This window comes from Mycobacterium lentiflavum (assembly GCF_022374895.2).
Classification (GTDB): Bacteria; Actinomycetota; Actinomycetes; order Mycobacteriales; family Mycobacteriaceae; genus Mycobacterium; species Mycobacterium lentiflavum.
Genome location: NZ_CP092423.2, coordinates 1,476,479 through 1,493,533 on the forward strand (window position 1 = coordinate 1,476,479; position 17,055 = coordinate 1,493,533).

Sequence of the window (17,055 nt, forward strand, 5' to 3'; positions counted from 1 at the left end):
GCTGCCGGACAAGGGCCGGCGCAAGCGCGGGCTCGCCCCGAACCGGCTGCCGCTAACCGCGGACGCGCAGGACGACTTTTCCTTTAGCGGTGCGATTCTCCATGGAGGCGACGGCTGCGGCAGCCTGGTCCAGCGGGTAGACGTCCGGCTCCGGCGCCGCCAGCTTGCCCGAGGTGAGTAGGCGCTCCAGTCCGGCCCACTGTTCGTCCAGCGCGCCGGGATGCGTCGCCGTCCACGCGCCCCAGCCGACGCCGACGACGTCAATGTTGTTGAGCAGCAACCGGTTTACCTTCACTGTGGGGATCTCGCCGCCGGTAAAGCCGACGACCAGGAGCCGTCCGCCCGCAACAAGCGAGCGCAGGGAATCGGTGAACCGGTCACCACCGACCGGGTCAACGACCATGTCGACGCCGCGGCCACCGGTCAACTCCTTGACCGCGTCCTTGAAGCCGTCTGCCAGCACCACGTCGGTGGCGCCGGCCGCGGTGGCGACCCGGCCCTTCTCCTCGGTGCTGACCACCGCGATCGTTCGCGACGCCCCGAGCGCCGGCGCCAAGCGCAGCGTCGAGGTTCCGATCCCGCCGGCCGCGCCGTGCACCAGCACGGTCTCACCCGGTTGCAGGCGCCCGCGCACCGTCAGCGCGAAGTACACCGTCAGATCGTTGAACAGCAGTCCGGCGCCCGCCTCGAAACTCACGTTGTCAGGCAGCTTGAACGCCCGGTCGGGGGAGAGCACCGCGACCTCGGCCATACCGCCGGTCAGCATCGTCAGGCCGACGACCCGGTCGCCGGGACCCACGTGAGCGCCCGCCGGTGCCGATCGAACGACGCCGGCGATCTCGGCGCCGAGCACGAACGGCGGGTCCGGCCGGTACTGGTAGAGACCACGGGTCAGCAGGGCGTCCGGGAACGCGGCGCCGGCGGCATGCACCTCGACGACGATCCCGTCGCCGGTGGGCTCGTCGACCTCGCCCACCTCGATCGCGTCCGGGCCGTCTAGCCGCGTCACCCGTGCTGCACGCATGCTGCCTCCGTTGTCGATAGGGCCGGACACCTCCGGCCAGCGCTCGAATAGCCTACTGCCAGCTCAAAATCCGCCGGCGACACGTACCACCGCACGGCCCGAGTCGGTGCGCAGTTGACCCAAAGCCTCAAACGGGTCCATGCGACGACGTTAGCCCTGGTCGGTAAAGAGCTTTTCGCTTGGTTGCTTTCCAGTCGCCCATATAGGCTTTGGCGAGTCATGACACGGGTCGGACCGCCGCGGAGATCTCGAGGATGGCAGTGAAGCCGTCACATGTATCAGGGTCGGGGACTGTTCACGAAGCCCCCGGCAACGGGATCACCGAGATCACCGAGATCACCGACACCGAGCTGGACGCGGTATTCCGCGTGCATCGGTGGCGTTCCCTGCGAGTCGCATCGGTGCAACGCATGATCGTCGTCGTCATCATGCTGGGTGCGGTCCTGGTCCACACGGATTACGGCGCCCCGAGATGGGCTCCGGACGACGCGGTCGTCGTGGTGTACGCGCTCACTGCATTGAGCGTCCTGATCTTGGTGTATTCCCCCGCGAGTCGATTGATGGTCCCGGATCGCGCGTTGTTCATTCTCGCGATGGTCGATGTGGTCGCGATCGTCGGATTCAAACTCTTGTCGCCGGGCGGCCACATCCCACTGCTGTTGATGGTGCTGGTGCCGCGCATGGTCGCGCTGGATCTGTCGGGACGACGCGCCACCGTGGGACTGACCTTCGCGTTCGTCGCATTCACGGTATCGATCCTGCAAGACCCCGTCATCGTGCGCCAACTGGGCTGGCCCAAGATATCGCTCATCGTGTTGATCTATGGATTCTTATGTGGCACAGCCTTATTCGCGGTCATCTTCCGGCAGCGGTATGTCAACGAAATCGCAAGAATCACCGCGTCACGAGATGCGTTGCTCGCCGAGACGATGACCGCTTCGGAGCGCGAGCGGCGAGAGATTTCCGAAGCCATCCACGACGGGCCTTTGCAAGATGTCCTCGCGGCCCGACGCGACATCGCGGACTTCGCCAAGAAATCACCCGCCGAGCCGCTGCAACGGGCGGTTGCCAGCCTCGACGACGCCTCGCGGCGACTGCGTGAGGCGACCTTCGAGCTTCATCCGGCTGTCCTCGAGCAAGTCGGGTTGGGTGCCGCGGTCGAAAAATTAGCCGTACTCACGGCCGAACGCGCGGGCATCACGATCGCGACCGACGTTGATCATCCGGACCGAACCGCCACCGACCCCATGGTGTTCGGGGTGGTGCGCGAGTTGTTGTCCAACGTGGTCCGCCATTCCGAAGCGACTCGGGTGTCGGTGAAGCTCAAGGTCCGCGATGGAACGTGTCGTCTCGATGTGGTCGACGACGGCATTGGGATCACCGCTGACGTGATGATGCGCCGCCTCGCCGAAGGTCACATCGGTCTGGCCTCGCAGCGGGCGCGGGTGGAAGCCGCCGGCGGCAGTTTCGAAATTGTCGACGTCCCCTCGGGGGCACACATTCGCGTGGAGTGGCCGCTGTAAGGCCGAGCTCACTCCAGCAGCCGGCGCCGCATCGCCTCGGCGACGGCCGCACCGCGATCGGAAACGCCGAGCTTCTCGTACAGGTTTTGCACATGCGACTTCACGGTGCTGGGCGCCACGAAAAGACGTTTCGCAATCTGGGGGACCGACAAGCCCTCGGCGATCATTCGCACGACCTCGAGTTCGCGTGGTGTCAGCAACGGCGTATCTGCGCGGGCACGAAGTTTCACCTCGCCCGCCAGCGCGCCCGCCAACTGCGTCGGCAAATATGTCGCGCCCTTCTCGCACTTGAGCACGGCGGCCACGATCTCTTCGCTATCGGAGTCTTTCGTCAAGTAGCCTGCGGCGCCTTCGGCGAGGGCCTGGTAGATCACCGCACTGTCCTCGAAGGCGCTGAGCAATACGACGCAGGTGGCCAGACCGTCGCGCACCACAGCTCGGACTACCTCGAGCCCATTGAGTTCGGGCATCTTGTAATCGATCAAAGCCACCCTGGGCCGTAGCTCGCGGATCGCCGTCAGTGCCGCTCGACCGTCGGCCACTTCTCCGATCACGTCGATCCGACCGCTCGACTTCAGGGCCCGAACGACGCCTTCGCGAGTTACCGGGTGATCGTCGGCGACGACGACCTTGACACGTTCTGACTGGGATGACATCGGCTGCGCTCCACCGGCCGTTGGTATCTCGGGTGCGCTCGTCGCGCGACAGGCGCCGGCCCCATTCTCCCCTGGCTGAATCGGCCCGGAGGTCGTTTGCGCGAACCGCTGCGGCGCCGGCGTCGATACCGGGCCGTCGGGCGCGAGTGGGCCTTTCTCCCCCTATTGGGGGAGGACATCTCATCCGCCGAACCCGACGTTTGCGCGAGAGATTTCACCCGGCCGCGCCGGAATAGTCATGGGTGATCACGGCGAAGAAGCCGAAACGCCAATTCAAGAAACCCGCGTAGGAGATGATCCGCCATGACACAGCCGCAGACGCTCAATGTGGAATACGCCGAGTTGATTGCCCGGGCCCACGAAATCGAGGAACTGCTCCCTCCCATTCCGTCCACTAACCCGCAGGCGCCGTGTGCCCTTTCGATGGCTTCTGACGCCGTCACGCAACTCGGACTTTCCGCCGATTCAATCCGGCTGTACTTGAAGGGCTGCGAGCGGGAATGGAAAACTCTGGCGAAAACCCTGCGGAGTGCGGCCAAGGCCTATGAAGAGATCGATGAGGGAGCCGCGGATGCCATAAACAACGAGGGGACGCCGAACTCGCTGCACGGAAATGGCCCGATGTCGGCCCTCGACGACTCGGACATGCCGTGGGACCCGCCGGCGCCCCGACCCGCGCCGCCGCTCGCCGACGACCCTTACTACGAGGTCAGGCAGGCGACGATGGCGATCGAAGCCGGCGACCAGGGCGCGGCGTGCAAGATATTCGCCCAGGAATGGCACGCCTTCCAATTTGCGCTGCAGGAGATCCCCTACCGGTTTCGCCCATTTACCTCCTGGGAGGGCGACGCGAGGACGGCCGTCGAGCAAAATTTCGAACTGCAGCGGCAGTGGATAGCTTCGATGGTGCAGTTGTGCTGCACGCTCCGCGACCAGGCCAACGACATCGCCGACGCGCAGAAAAAGATCCGGCCCGCCAGCGGGACGGCTACACAAGATTTCAACGGGAACTACACCATTCCTGAGGAGCATCCCGGGCCCGGTGACATCTTGTTTGTCGAAAACACATACAAGGCCGGCGTGGAAGACCATATGCAGGCGCTCATTCAAACGTCGATCGAGTGGTATGCGATTCTGCAGAAAAAGTCGGAGACAGCGCTGAAGTTTTACCGCAACAAGACGGCATTGCCACCGCTGAATCCGCCGATGTTCCCGACCGCGGCCGGTGCCGCGGAGGCAGTCGACCATGGCTCCGGTGGTTCCGACGGCATCGACTTCGGGGATCTGCCGGACGGACTGCCGTCGGGTGACGGGCTTTCCGGCCTGCCCGCGATGCCCGCATTGCCGAGCGGTGGGATGCCGGCGATGCCCAACGCGTCGCTGCCCAGCGGTGCCGCCGTGCCGCCGCTGCCCGCGGCGGGGAAGGGCCTGCCGAAAGGGGCGCAGGTCAAGCCGGCGTCATTGGGTGGCATCGGTGGTGGCGGCGGGGTCGCCGTCCCGAAGCTGCCCTTGCAGTCCTGGACGAACACCGGGGCGAGCGCTGGGGCCGCCGCGGCGCCAGTGGGTGCTGGCGGTGGGATCCCGGTCCCGTCCGCGTACGCCAAGCTGAACGGCGCGGGCGTTGGTATGAGCGGTGGTATGGGCGGCGGGATGCCGATGGGCGGCGCCGGCGGTCAGGGTCAAGGCGCCGGCAAGGGCAAGCGGGTGCAAAGTGAGGACCAAGCGCTCTACACCGAAGACCGGGCGTGGACTGAGGGCGTGATCGGCCGACGTCGCGCCTAGGTGCTCGCGGCGCGACGCTAACCTCGCCGTATGGATACCTTTCCACTTGGTCGCTATTCGGTCGCCCGCATCGGTTTCGGGGCGATGCAACTGCCCGGTCCAGGGGTGATGGGGCCGCCGCGCGATCGCGACGAGGCGCTGGCGGTGTTGCGCCGGGCCGTCGAACGGGGCGTCAACCACATTGACACCGCCCAGTTCTACGGCCCCGATGTCGCCAATCAGCTCATCCGCGAAGCGCTGCACCCGTATCCGGAAGATCTGGCATTGGTGAGCAAGGTCGGCGGGCGCCGCGATGATGCCGGCGCCTGGCTGCCGGTCGACGAGCCGGCAGAGCTGCGCCGCGACATCGAAACGAACTTGCGCAGTCTCGGCGTCGATCAGTTGGCCGCAGTCAATCTGCGACTGTTCGAAAGCGACGGCCCGGACCAGCTTTTCGACGAGCAGCTTTCGGTGATGATCGATGCCCGTGACGAGGGATTGATCGGCGGCATCGGGCTGAGCAACATCAATCGCGAGCACCTGCTGCATGCGCTGGAGCGCACCGAGATCGCCTGTGTGCAAAACGCTTTCAATCTTGTTCAGCGGGACGCCGCGGCGGTGCTGGAGGAGTGCACCAGGCGCGGAATCGCGTTCGTTCCGTTCTTCCCGTTGGGCGCGGCGTTCGTGCAGCCGAACCCGGTGCTCAGTCACGAGCTGGTGCGCAGCGCCGCGCAGCGGCTCGGGCGCACGCCCGCGCAGGTCGCGTTGGCATGGACGCTCGGTGTGGCGCCCAACGTGCTGTTGATTCCGGGTACCTCGTCGCTTGGGCATCTCGAGGAGAATCTCGACGTCGCCTCGATCGAACTCGACGACGACACCCGCGAGCAGCTGAACGCGGTCGCTGCCTGATGCGGGTTCGACGCGCGACCGCGGCCGACGCCGCGGCGTGTGCCGACATCTATCGGCCGTACGTGCTGGACACCGCGATCACCTTCGAGACCGACGTGCCGGCGGCGGCGGAGATGGCGGAGCGCATCGTGAAAGCGCTGGCGATGCACGAATGGCTGGTGCTCGAAGCGGAAGGCAACGTTGTGGGCTATGCCTATGCGCAACAGTTCAATCCGCGCGCTGCCTACCGATGGGCCGTCGAGACGAGCATCTATCTCGCCCAGGACGGGCGACGCGCCGGCGGCGGCAGGTTGCTCTACACCGAACTGCTGCATCGGCTGGCAGAGCGCGGCTTTCGGCAGGCGTTCGCCGGCATCGCGCAACCCAACGAGGCCAGCAACGCGCTCCATTCGGCCTTCGGATTTGCCCCGGCCGGTTATTACCGGCGCGTGGGGTGGAAATTGGACGCGTGGCACGATGTCGAATGGTGGCAGCTCGATCTGCTCGGACCGGACGCCGAGGCGGCGCCGCCGCGTCCGATCGCTACTTGAGTTCGGCGGAGGACAGGCCCAGCAGCCGGCGGGCCACCACGAGCTGCTGGATCTGCTGGGTACCCTCGAAGATGTCCATGATCTTCGAGTCACGTGCCCACTTCTCCAACAGCGTCTGCTCCGAATAGCCTGTGGTGCCGGCTAATTCGACCGCTTTCAGGGTGACGTCGGTGCCGACCCGGCCTGCCTTGGCCTTGGCCATCGACGCTTCTTTGGAGTTGGGAATCTTGTTGTCGGCCTGCCACGCCGCGCGCAGGGTCAGCTGGTAGGCCGACTCCCAGTCGGCCTCCATCCGCAGGAATTCGGCCGCGGCGGCGCTTTGGGCGTGTGCGGGCCTGTCGTAGGAGATGTCGACCCCCGCCTCCGTCAGGATCTTGCGCAGCTCCTCCAGGGCGGCGCGGGCGATGCCGATGGCCATGCCGGCGACCACGGGCCGGGTGTTGTCGAAGGTCTCCATGACACCGGAAAATCCTTGGCCCGATTGGATTTCCGGGTTGCCGAGCAGATTGTCCTTTGGGATCCGCGCGTTGTCGAACCGGATCGCGGCGGTGTCGGAGCCTTTGATGCCGAGCTTCTTCTCCAGCCGCTCGACGCTGACCCCGGGATGGTCGCGGGGCACGATGAACGACTTGATCGCCGGGCGACCCTGCGACTTGTCCAGTGTCGCCCAGACCACGATGTGCGTGGCTCGCGAACCGGCTGTGACGTAAATCTTTTCGCCGTTGATCACGTATTCGTCGCCGTCCAGCCTGGCGGTGGTGGAGACCGCCGCCGAGTCGGAGCCGAAGCCCGGTTCGGTGATGGCCATCGCGGCCCAGACCCGACCCAGCCGCTGCAGCTGCTCGTCGGTGGCCACGCCGCTGATCGCCGCGTTGCCCAGGCCCTGATAGGGCATCGAGAGCATCATCGCCGCGTCGCCCCAACTGGCCTCCATTGTCTGCAGCACCGCCGCCATGTTGGAGCCGTTGCGGTTTTCCTCCTTGCTCTCGCTGCTGCGGAACGCCTCGGCGCCCGCTAGGCCCACGGCATTGGATTCGGCGGCTCCGGAGAACAGGTTGGACAAGGTGTCCAGCTCCACCGGATAGGCGTGCTCGTGAACGTCGTATTTGCGGGCGATCGGGCGCATCATCTCCGCGGCGCCCTGGTGTGCCTTGTCGATCACCGCTTGCATCTTGCGGGGCAGTTCCAGATTGATTGCCATGATTGATCTTTCGCTAGGTGACGACTCAGATAACGACGACGCCCTCGGCGACGCCGATGGCCCGCAGGTCGCGGTACCAGCGTTCGACGGGGTGTTCTTTGGTGTAGCCGTGGCCGCCGAGCAGTTGTACGCCGTCCAGGCCGATTTGCATGCCCTTGTCGGTGCCGATCCGCTTGGCCAGCGCGGCTTCGCGGATAAACGGAAGCCCTTGTTCGGCACGCGCGGCGCCGCGCCAGGTGATCAGCCGCAACCCATCCAGCTCGATCGCGATGTTGGCGCACATGAACGCCACGGCCTGACGGCGAGCCACCGGCTCACCGAAGGCCTCGCGCTCCTTCACGTACGGGACGACGTAGTCGAGAACCGCGTGCGAGGTGCCGACCGCCAGCGCCGCCCAGCCCAGCCGGGACAGCGCTATCGCCTCGGAGTAGTCCTCATCGGTGGCTGCGTCCTCGCCAAGGCGGGCATTCAGCGGCACCGACACCCCGGACAGCTCGAGCTGACCCAAGGCGGCGGCCCGGATCCCCATACTCGGATCCGCCTTGACGGTAAGGCCTTTGGCGCCCGATTCCACGATGAACAGCGCGGGCTTGCCATTCAGTTGTGCGCCGACGATGAACAGCTCCGCATCGGCCGCGGCCGGGACCAACGACTTCACCCCGTCGAGCCGATATCCGCTCGGTGTGCGCACCGCCGTCGTCTTCAATCGGGTGGGGTCGAACAGCGGTTGGGGTTCGGCGATGGCCACACACGCCTGCGGGACGTTCTCGCCGGCGAACTCGGGCAGGTAGGTGGCTTGCTGGTTCGCGCTGCCCCAGTGGGTCAGCGCGGCTGCCACGCCGCCGGGCGCCAGGATGGGCAGTGCCAAACCCATGTCGCCGTAGGCCAATGCCTCGGCCACTAGCACGTTGGTGACACTGGAGCGGTGTGCGGCGATTCCGTCGAAGTCCTCCGGGATGTTGATCGCGGTGATGCCGAGTTCGGCCGCCTTGGCGATCAAGTCGGGCGGGTAGCTCGCCGCCTCGTCGGCCTCGGGTGCCGCGGGCCGCAGTACCTCTTCGGCGAATTCCTCGAGGGTCTCGACGATCATCTTCTGGTCGTCGTCGGGCCGCAGGTCGTAGTAGTCCTTGCCGCTGGACTTCAGCCGGGTGGGTCCACTGCGCAGGTCCTGGACCCGCTTGAACTGGCGTGACGCGGCACCGGCGGTGGAAAAGATCGTCTTGGTGCCGTAGCGCAGGCCCCGGTTCATCGGGTCGCGCAAGTGATATTTGTCCAGAAATTCCTGGCCGACGAGCGGGGTGAGCAGCGCCAGGGTGATGTCGATCCCGGTGCGGCGGTGCGGTTGCATCCCGACGCCGGTCTTGCGGCCGCGCCCTTTTGCGCGTGGACGGGAAGTATTCGAACCGGAGACAGTGTCCGTCATTTCAGCAGCCTCTGTAGTTGGGGCGATGCAGTCAAGAGGCTATCTTACTCCGGAGTAAGATAAAGAGCGCTTGTTAACTACTTCACACCCAGGCTGCGCAATACGTGCTCGTGCAGCAGGCCGTTCGTCGCCACGGCGTCGCCGCGATGAGGGCCCGCGATGCCGTCCAGGCCGGTGAATGTCCCGCCGGCCTCGCGTACCAGGATGTCGAGTGCTGCCAGATCCCACACCGAGACTTCTGGTTCCGCCGCGATATCCACGGCGCCCTCGGCGAGTAGGCAATACGAGAAGAAGTCGCCATACGCACGCACCCGCCACACGGCGTCGGTCAGGTCGATGAGGCGGTCCCGTAGGCCGCGTTCGGCCCAACCCGACAGGCTGGAAAACGACAGGCTCGCCGAATCCAGCTGTGCCACTGAGGAAACCGACAAACGCCGCGGCGGTGCGCCGTCGACCGAGACGAAGGCGCCTTGGCCGCGGGATGCCCACCACCGTCGTTGCAGCGCCGGCGCGCTCACGACACCGACTACGGGCACGCCGTCGTCGAGCAGTGCGATCAGGCTGGCCCACACCGGAACCCCGCGCACGAAATTCTTGGTGCCGTCGATCGGGTCGACGATCCATTGCCGGCCGGTGAAGCTGGGAGTCCCGCCGAACTCCTCGCCGACGACGCTGTCGTCGGGTCGCTCGCGCGCCAGCACTTCGCGGACCTCAGCTTCAACCGCCCGGTCGGCGTCGGTCACCGGGGTCAGGTCTGGTTTGGTGTCGACGCGCAGGTCCAGCGCGCCGAACCGATCGCGAGTCAGTCTGTCCGCATGGTCGGCAAGCGTCATCGCCAAAGCGAGATCGTCTTGACTCATGCCAGCAGTCCTACCACGGGCCAGCCGGCGTGGTGATTGAAGCTGCCGACTGCACTTCGAAAACCCTCGGGGTCGCGGCAGCAATGGTGTGATGATGTCGATCGGGACTAGCAAGACCACGCCGGCTTGTAACCAATACACCTGGGGGACAGGATCTTCGAGACCCCGCGCTGAAGGGACTTTCGGCCCTAACGTCGCACCGGTCGTCAGCCAGATGATGTAACTACGAGTTGCAGATAAGCCCGACATAGCTCGGAAGGTCGCTGATCATGAACCGCCTGACCACACTAGAAGCCGGTTTCCTCAAAGCCGAAGATGCCGATCCGCGGGTCAGCTTGGCGATCGGGGGACTGGCGGTCATCGAAGGCCCGGCACCGGACCAGGACACGCTGATGTCGGCGTTTGCCGTGCGGATACGCGCCTGCCCCCGCTTCGGGCAACGGTTGCGGTTGCGGCCGTTCGACCTGGGCGCTCCGCAGTGGGTGGAGGATCTCGGCTTCGACATCGGTCGGCACGTGCGGCGTGTTGCGCTGCCGCAGCCCGGAGGCGACCAGGAGTTGTTCCGGGTGGTCGCCGATTTGATGGCGAGGCGTCTGGACCGCGATCGACCGTTGTGGGAGATCTGGGTCGTCGAAGGTCTCAACGACGGCCGATGGGCGATGCTGACCAAGGTCCACCACTGCATGGCCGATGGGATCGCGGCCACCCATATGCTCGCCGGACTGTGCGATGACGGAGTCAGCGACCGGTTTGCCCGGCACATCGGGCCGAAGAGGGATACGAAAACGCCTGCGGCAGAAGTCAACCCGCTGGCCATTCTGGGCGGGCTGTGGAACGCGTCGACCTCGGTGGCCGCTGGCGCCGCGCGAGCGGTCCATGGCGCCGCGGACATCGCCATCGGTCTGCTGCGCTCGGCTCCGTCACCGCTGAACGGGCGGATCGGCGATTTGCGCCGATACAGCGGGGCGCGAGTGCCGCTGGCCGACATCGAGCAGGTGTGCGGGGCGTTCGACGTGACCATCAACGATGTTGCGCTAGCGGCAATTACAGAAAGCTACCGCAACGTGCTGGTCAAGCGCGGTGAGCGATTGCAGCCGGGGTCGTTGCGCACCTTGGTGCCGGTGTCGACGCGGTCCCCCGATGCGTTGGACAAGACCGACAACCGAGTTTCCGTGCTGCTTCCGGAGTTGCCGATCGACGAAGAGAACCCGCTGCAGCGACTGCGGATCGTGCATTCGCGACTGGTCCGGATGAAGGCCGGCGGACAACGTCAGGCCGGAAATGCGTTCGTGGCCATGGCCAATCGCGTTCCGTTCGCGTTCGCCGGGTGGGCGCTCGGGTTGCTGACGCGGCTGCCGCAACGCGGCGTCGTGACGCTGGCCACCAACGTTCCGGGTCCGCGGCGCCCCCTACAAGTGATGGGCAATAAGGTGCTGGGCGTATTCCCGGTGCCGCCTATCGCGATGCAACTGCGAACCGGTGTCGCGATGCTCAGCTACGCCGACGACCTGTTCATCGGAATTCTTGCCGACTATGACGAGGTGGCCGACGTCGACGAGTTGGCGCGCGGGATCGAAGCCGCGGTAGCTCGCCTGGTGGCCATCAGCAAGCGGCGCAAGGCTCATTACACCCGCGGACCATTGTCCCTGGTCGTGTGACGTGATCGATGCGCAAGGAGATCTGGTCGATGGCGCCGACGTCGAGGCACTGCCGCGCGGCTTTTACCGGCAAGGTTTGAGCGTTTCTCGAACGACGAACTCCGTTGTCCGGCAACCATTTCGTGCGCTGGCCGACTATCCGGCGCGGGCTGACCGCGTCAGGCAAACGATGCGTGCGGATCCGGTTCCGGTCCAAATGTGAAGTGGCGCCCCGTTATATCTGTCGGGGTCACCCGGACGTAATGCTTCTTGACGGTCGCCGTCCACGGCATCAGCTGGGCGCGGTCGGCTTGCTCGATGTCCGCCGCGGTCTTCAGCACTCGCGCGCGGCCCCGGACGATCACGCTCCAGCCTTCGGCGACGTCGTGGTCGTCGGCCTCGAACACCACCACGCTGTTCCCCACGGCGGAAAACAACTTGGTGCCCTCGGCGGTGCGGAACAGCACCGTTCGGTCTTGCACCGCGTAGTTCACCGGGAAGATCTCGGGTTCACCGGCGAAGCTGGTCACTAGCCGGCCCAAGGCGACGCCGCCCAACCGGCGCCAACTCTCGTCTTCCGACAAAACGACCGCGGGCTCATCAGTCATCGACCTCACCTTTCCTTGGGCGCACCAGTACCCATGACGCTACGGCGAATCCGCGTGGGACAGTAGGGTCCTAGGTCAATTCGACCGTACATCGCGTCGGCCGTCCTACCATGGCAACGTGTGGGAATTCGCGCTGTTACTTCTGGTCGTCGCGGTACTGGGCGGATTTCTCGCTCAGCGGTTCATCCCACGCGGCCCGCGTGGTGAGCTGCTGCGCGGCACGTTGTTGGTGACCGGGGTGAGCCCGCGGCCCGACGTCACCGGCGAGCAGTACGTCACCATTGCCGGTGTGATCAACGGACCCACCGTCAACGAGTACCCCGTCTACTGGCGGATGGCGGTCGACGTCGATCGATGGCCGAGCATGGGCGAACTGCACGAGGTGGTGTATTCCTCGAAGAACCCGGACAACTGGAGGTTCGCTCCGCCCGAATCGCCTGCGGGCGCTGGCTAGTTGGCGAAATCGCATGTGGTGTCCGAGTCGACGCCGCGTCCGTAGTACTTGCATTGTGGTTTGGGGATGGCATTCTTTAGCCATGGCCGGCAAAGACATCGACCCGATCCGGGCGAAAAGTGCACTCGAGGTGATCCGGCAGCACCCGGTCTTGGTGCTCTTCGCGGTGTCGCCCGCGCTCGCGCTGTTGGGCGTCATCTGGTGGCTTGCCGGCGGTGGGTGGGCCATCGCCACTGCCGTCGTCCTGTTGCTCGTCGGCGCCGGCCTCGTCGTCCTCAGGCGCTGAATCGAGCCCAGCCCCAACGTGATTGCGTCAGTGCGCGATCAGCCGTGGCCGATGCGCAGCAGCTCGGTGAGGTTGGGCAGTTTGACGCGGGGACGCCCGTGCGGTTCGCCGGCCGCACGCTCGTGGGCATCGATCATGTCCCAGTGGGCCGAGGTGACCAGCTTCGGTTGGCGCGAGGCCAGCCAGTCGGCCAATTTGTCGGCATGGTCATCCGGGAATGCGGACAGTTCGTCGGCCCCGGTCAGATCCGTCATCAGGGTGTCGACGGTGTCCTGAGAGTCCTTCTTATTGGTGCCGATGACGCCGGTCGGCCCCCGCTTGATCCAGCCGACCACGTATTCGTTGCGGCTGCCCTCGACCCGGCCGTTGGTGTTGGGGATGGTCGCGGTCTTGTCGTCAAAGGGCAGCCCCGGGGTGGGCATGCCGCGATAACCGACCGATCGCACCACCAGCTGAGCCGGCAGCTCCTCGCGCTCCCCGGTGTCCTTGGCCGATACTCTCCCGCTCTGGTCCGCGACCAACTCGTTGCGGCCGAGGACGATTCCCTCCACCTTGTCGTCACCCTTGATCTCGATCGGAGAGGTCAGGAACCGGAACACCATGCGCCGGTGTCCCGGGCGGGGTTCGCGGCTGGCGTAGTTGCGCAGCACCTTGATGTTCTGTTTCGTGGTCTTGCCGGCGGCCTCCGCGTCCGCATCGCTGATGCCCTCCAGCTGCGCGGGATCGACGATGATGTCGACCCCTTCGAGGTCGGCCAGTTCGCGCAACTCCAGCGTGGTGAAGGCGGCCTCTAAGGGCCCGCGCCGGCCGACGATCACCACTTCCTCCACACCGCACGGGCGCAGGGATTCCAGCGCGTGATCAGCGATATCGGTCTCGGCCAGCGCGCGGGGATCGGTGACCAGGATCCGGGCGACGTCGAGGGCCACGTTGCCGTTGCCGATCACGACGGCGCGGGCCCCGGACAGATCCGGGGTCGCACTCTCGAAGTGCGGATGGGCGTTGTACCAGCCCACGAATTCGACGGCGGCCATGCTGCCCGACAATTCTTCGCCGGGAATCTTCAACGAGCGATCCGATTGCGCGCCGATCGCATAAACCACGGCGTGGTAGCGCTCGCCGAGTTCGGCGGGAGCCACGTGCTCACCTACCGCAACATTGCCGAAGAACCGGAAGCGGGGATCACCGGCGATCTTTTCGAACTGCTTGCTGATCGACTTGATCTTGGGATGGTCGGGTGCCACGCCGGAGCGCACCAGTCCCCACGGTGTCGGCAACATCTCGAGCATGTCGACGGCGACATCGATCTCACCGGAGGCATCGGCCGCCTTCAGCAAAGATGCTGCGGCGAAGAATCCCGATGGTCCGGAGCCGACGATGGCGACATGAAATCGACGCATACCCAAGCCTTCTGTTCAGGCCCGGCTGCGACGCAAGGGGCTGCGATTAGGCTGGGCGTCGCAGTCGCGGGCGCACACGATGGTGATTCGATGCTAGACGGTGAACCCCAGCCGGTGGTCAAAGTACTGCGCGTCGCCACCTGAGCATTCGCCGCCGACCAGCGCGCCGGTAACGTGGTCGGCTGTGGAACCCGACCGTCAAGCCGATATCGCCGCCCTCGACTCCGCCCTGACCACGGTGGAAAGGGTGCTCGATGTGGACGGTCTGCGCAGCCGCATCGAGAAGCTCGAGCAAGAGGCGTCCGATCCCAAACTGTGGGACGACCAGGCCAACGCGCAGCGGGTGACCAGCGAGTTATCGCACACCCAGGGCGAGTTGCGCCGCATCGAGCAGCTGCGTCAGCGGGTCGACGATCTGCCGGTGCTCTACGAGCTGGCCGCCGAGGAGGGCGCGGAAAAAGAGGGAGCCGACGCCCTCGCCGAGGCGGACGCCGAGCTGAAGGCCTTGCGCGCCGACATCGAAGCCGCCGAGGTGCGCACCCTGCTGTCGGGGGAGTACGACGAGCGCGAGGCGCTGGTGACCATCCGCTCCGGCGCGGGCGGGGTGGACGCCGCGGACTGGGCCGAGATGCTGATGCGGATGTATATCCGGTGGGCCGAGCAACACAAGTACGGCGTCGAGGTGTTCGACACGTCTTACGCCGAAGAAGCCGGAATCAAGAGCGCCACCTTCGCCGTGCACGCACCGTTTGCCTACGGCACGTTGTCGGTGGAACAAGGCACCCATCGGCTGGTGCGGATCAGCCCGTTCGACAACCAGAGCCGGCGTCAGACATCCTTCGCCGAAGTCGAGGTGCTGCCGGTGGTGGAGACCACCGATCACATCGAAATTCCGGAAGGCGATCTGCGTGTCGACGTGTACCGATCCAGCGGTCCCGGGGGGCAGTCGGTGAACACCACCGACTCGGCGGTTCGACTCACCCACATCCCGACCGGTATCGTCGTGACTTGCCAGAACGAAAAGTCGCAATTGCAGAACAAAGTTGCGGCGATGCGGGTTCTGCAAGCAAAGTTGTTGGAGCGCAAGCGTTTAGAAGAACGTGCTGAGCTGGACGCGCTCAAAGGTGACGGCGGCAGCTCCTGGGGTAACCAGATGCGCTCCTATGTATTGCATCCGTATCAGATGGTCAAGGATCTGCGGACCGAGTACGAGGTCGGCAATCCGGCGGCCGTCTTGGACGGGGACATCGACGGATTCCTGGAAGCTGGGATCCGGTGGCGCAACCGAAAAGATGACGACTAACACAACTCCTCTTGCTAGCGCGATGACGCAGCCGTGGCACAACTTTTGGCACGGCCACATCGGTGGTTGGATCCTCGACCAGGGCCTGCGCGTCGTGATGTTGCTGATCGCGTCGGTGCTCGCGGTCCGCTTCGTCACCTGGGTCGCCCAGCAGGTCACCCGGCAGCTCGACGTCGGCTTCACCGAGAGCGACGCCTTAGTGCGCTCCGAGGCGACCAAGCACCGCCAGGCCGTGGCGTCGGTGATCCAGTGGGTGTCGATCGTGCTTATCGCGATCTGGGCCGTTGTCCAGATCAGCGACGTGCTGAACTTTTCTGTCGGCGGCCTGGTCGCGCCCGCCACTGTCATCGGTGCGGCGCTGGGTTTCGGTGCTCAGCAGCTGGTCAAGGATCTGCTCTCCGGTTTCTTCATCATCGTCGAGAAGCAGTACGGCTTTGGTGACCTGGTCTCGCTGACCGTCGCCGGGATCAATGCCGAGGCGCGCGGCACGGTGGAGAACGTGACACTGCGGGTCACGCGGCTGCGTTCGTCGGACGGCGAGTTGTTCACCATTCCCAATGGCCAGATCGTCAAGACCGTCAACCTGTCCAAGGACTGGGCACGCGCGGTGATCGACATCCCCGTCTCGACCAGCGCCGACCTCAACCGGGTCAACGAGGTCCTGCATGAGGTGTGCGACCACGCCATGGACAACTCGTTGCTGGGTGAGCTGCTGCTGGACGCACCCACCCTGATGGGCCTGGAAAGTATCGAAGTCGACACCGTCACGCTGCGCATGGTGGCGCGCACATTGCCGGGCAAACAGTTCGAGGCCGGCCGGCAGCTGCGGGTGCTGGTCATGCGGGCACTCGCCGGCGCCGGCATTGTCACCACGGCCGACGCAACGGTGAGCGTGGTCGAGGACGACGCCGGCGTCGCAAAGTCCGTCGAAGCAGCGGCTGAGGTCGCGCACGAGTCGGTGAAACAGTGAAGCTGACCCTCAATGTCCTCGAAAAGCACCGTGACGAGGAACACCGATGGCCCCGCTATATGTTCGGCGGCCGGATGCGCACCTCGACGGTGGCGCTGGTCATCGCCTTCCTCGCCATCTGGTGGGTGTATGACATCAACCACGCGGAGCCGGCTCCCAAGGCGCCCGCTCCGCAGGTAGTGCCGCCGGGTTTCGTACCCGACCCGAACTACACCTGGGTGCCGCGCACCAGGGTGCAGCCACCGGCCACCACCTACGTCCCGACGCCGACCAGCACGGTGCCGCCAAGCTCGACCACCACGCCGCCGCCCCCGCCAACGACGACGACGTCGCCGCCGCCTTTCCAGCTGCCCTGCCTGCTGCCGCCGCCGTTCTGTCCGCCCAGTCCAAGCCCCAGTTCACCGCCCCCGCAGCAACCGCCGCCGGGACCGGGGCCGTCGCCCACCTCGGCGCCACCGGCGCGCTGATCTTCGCGGTCCAGCGAAATTCACCGCTACACTGGCGTGCCGT

At 65.6% G+C, this 17,055-nt stretch carries 17 protein-coding genes; 10 read left to right on the forward strand and 7 right to left on the reverse strand.

The window, feature by feature from the left end; all coding sequences use genetic code 11:
• Positions 1-52: 52 nt before the first annotated feature.
• Positions 53-1,024: an NADPH:quinone oxidoreductase family protein gene (locus MJO58_RS07170; RefSeq protein WP_090600882.1), complete on the reverse strand. Its 972-nt coding sequence runs from the start codon at positions 1,022-1,024 to the stop codon at positions 53-55.
• 260 nt (positions 1,025-1,284) lie between these two features.
• Here MJO58_RS07170 and MJO58_RS07175 point away from each other — a divergent pair, with 260 nt between their 5' ends.
• Positions 1,285-2,547 carry a sensor histidine kinase gene (locus MJO58_RS07175; protein WP_239722409.1) on the forward strand — a complete coding sequence of 421 codons (1,263 nt, stop codon included), beginning with the start codon at positions 1,285-1,287 and terminating at the stop codon, positions 2,545-2,547.
• Positions 2,548-2,555: 8 nt separating this feature from the next.
• Here the strand turns inward: MJO58_RS07175 and MJO58_RS07180 are convergent, their stop codons facing one another.
• Entirely contained in the window at positions 2,556-3,203 is a 648-nt protein-coding gene (locus MJO58_RS07180) for a response regulator (RefSeq protein ID WP_090600884.1), read from the reverse strand.
• Positions 3,204-3,506: 303 nt separating this feature from the next.
• Between MJO58_RS07180 and espB the strand changes: the two genes are divergently transcribed.
• Genes espB through MJO58_RS07195 form a run of 3 tightly spaced genes read left to right on the forward strand, consistent with a single transcriptional unit; the run spans position 3,507 to position 6,403 of the window.
• A complete protein-coding gene (gene espB / locus MJO58_RS07185; RefSeq protein WP_239722410.1) occupies positions 3,507-4,985 on the forward strand; it encodes an EspB family ESX-1 secretion system-associated protein in 1,479 nt (492 codons plus the stop codon).
• Between the two features lie 30 nt (positions 4,986-5,015).
• Entirely contained in the window at positions 5,016-5,873 is an 858-nt protein-coding gene (locus tag MJO58_RS07190) for an oxidoreductase (RefSeq protein WP_239722411.1), read from the forward strand.
• A complete protein-coding gene (locus tag MJO58_RS07195) occupies positions 5,873-6,403 on the forward strand; it encodes a GNAT family N-acetyltransferase (protein ID WP_239722412.1) in 531 nt (176 codons plus the stop codon). The genes MJO58_RS07190 and MJO58_RS07195 overlap by 1 nt, the downstream gene beginning before the upstream one ends.
• Here the strand turns inward: MJO58_RS07195 and MJO58_RS07200 are convergent.
• The 3 genes from MJO58_RS07200 to hisN form a co-directional block, all read right to left on the reverse strand.
• Complete coding sequence (locus MJO58_RS07200; RefSeq protein WP_239722413.1) at positions 6,396-7,604, reverse strand: acyl-CoA dehydrogenase family protein; 1,209 nt, start codon at positions 7,602-7,604, stop codon at positions 6,396-6,398. The genes MJO58_RS07195 and MJO58_RS07200 overlap by 8 nt on opposite strands.
• A gap of 25 nt (positions 7,605-7,629) precedes the next feature.
• Complete coding sequence (locus tag MJO58_RS07205) at positions 7,630-9,027, reverse strand: acyl-CoA dehydrogenase family protein (protein WP_239722414.1); 1,398 nt, start codon at positions 9,025-9,027, stop codon at positions 7,630-7,632.
• 77 nt (positions 9,028-9,104) lie between these two features.
• Positions 9,105-9,887, reverse strand: coding sequence for a histidinol-phosphatase (gene hisN, locus MJO58_RS07210; protein ID WP_090600890.1), 783 nt, complete (start codon positions 9,885-9,887; stop codon positions 9,105-9,107).
• Positions 9,888-10,156: 269 nt separating this feature from the next.
• On the opposite strand from hisN, the gene MJO58_RS07215 reads away from it, so the two are divergent.
• Positions 10,157-11,545 carry a WS/DGAT/MGAT family O-acyltransferase gene (locus MJO58_RS07215; RefSeq protein ID WP_239722415.1) on the forward strand — a complete coding sequence of 463 codons (1,389 nt, stop codon included), beginning with the start codon at positions 10,157-10,159 and terminating at the stop codon, positions 11,543-11,545.
• A 158-nt stretch (positions 11,546-11,703) separates the two neighbouring features.
• Here the strand turns inward: MJO58_RS07215 and MJO58_RS07220 are convergent, their stop codons facing one another.
• Positions 11,704-12,132 (reverse strand): pyridoxamine 5'-phosphate oxidase family protein, encoded by a 429-nt coding sequence (locus MJO58_RS07220; RefSeq protein ID WP_090600892.1) that lies wholly within the window; start codon positions 12,130-12,132, stop codon positions 11,704-11,706.
• Between the two features lie 118 nt (positions 12,133-12,250).
• Between MJO58_RS07220 and MJO58_RS07225 the strand changes: the two genes are divergently transcribed.
• Together MJO58_RS07225 and MJO58_RS07230 are read left to right on the forward strand one after the other, a co-directional pair.
• Entirely contained in the window at positions 12,251-12,586 is a 336-nt protein-coding gene (locus tag MJO58_RS07225) for a hypothetical protein (protein WP_090600893.1), read from the forward strand.
• A gap of 82 nt (positions 12,587-12,668) precedes the next feature.
• Positions 12,669-12,872: a hypothetical protein gene (locus tag MJO58_RS07230; protein ID WP_090600894.1), complete on the forward strand. Its 204-nt coding sequence runs from the start codon at positions 12,669-12,671 to the stop codon at positions 12,870-12,872.
• Between the two features lie 38 nt (positions 12,873-12,910).
• Here the strand turns inward: MJO58_RS07230 and MJO58_RS07235 are convergent, their stop codons facing one another.
• Positions 12,911-14,272 carry an FAD-dependent oxidoreductase gene (locus MJO58_RS07235; protein WP_239722416.1) on the reverse strand — a complete coding sequence of 454 codons (1,362 nt, stop codon included), beginning with the start codon at positions 14,270-14,272 and terminating at the stop codon, positions 12,911-12,913.
• A gap of 184 nt (positions 14,273-14,456) precedes the next feature.
• Between MJO58_RS07235 and prfB the strand changes: the two genes are divergently transcribed.
• The 3 genes from prfB to MJO58_RS07250 are packed head-to-tail and all read left to right on the forward strand — an operon-like array spanning position 14,457 to position 17,012.
• The gene (gene prfB / locus MJO58_RS07240; protein WP_090600896.1) at positions 14,457-15,575 is read left to right on the forward strand and encodes a peptide chain release factor 2; all 1,119 of its coding nucleotides are present in this window, start codon (positions 14,457-14,459) and stop codon (positions 15,573-15,575) included.
• A complete protein-coding gene (locus MJO58_RS07245; RefSeq protein ID WP_090600897.1) occupies positions 15,565-16,545 on the forward strand; it encodes a mechanosensitive ion channel family protein in 981 nt (326 codons plus the stop codon). Before prfB ends, MJO58_RS07245 begins: the two co-directional genes overlap by 11 nt.
• Positions 16,542-17,012 carry an Rv3103c family proline-rich protein gene (locus tag MJO58_RS07250; protein WP_239722417.1) on the forward strand — a complete coding sequence of 157 codons (471 nt, stop codon included), beginning with the start codon at positions 16,542-16,544 and terminating at the stop codon, positions 17,010-17,012. The genes MJO58_RS07245 and MJO58_RS07250 overlap by 4 nt, the downstream gene beginning before the upstream one ends.
• Positions 17,013-17,055 lie beyond the last annotated feature (43 nt).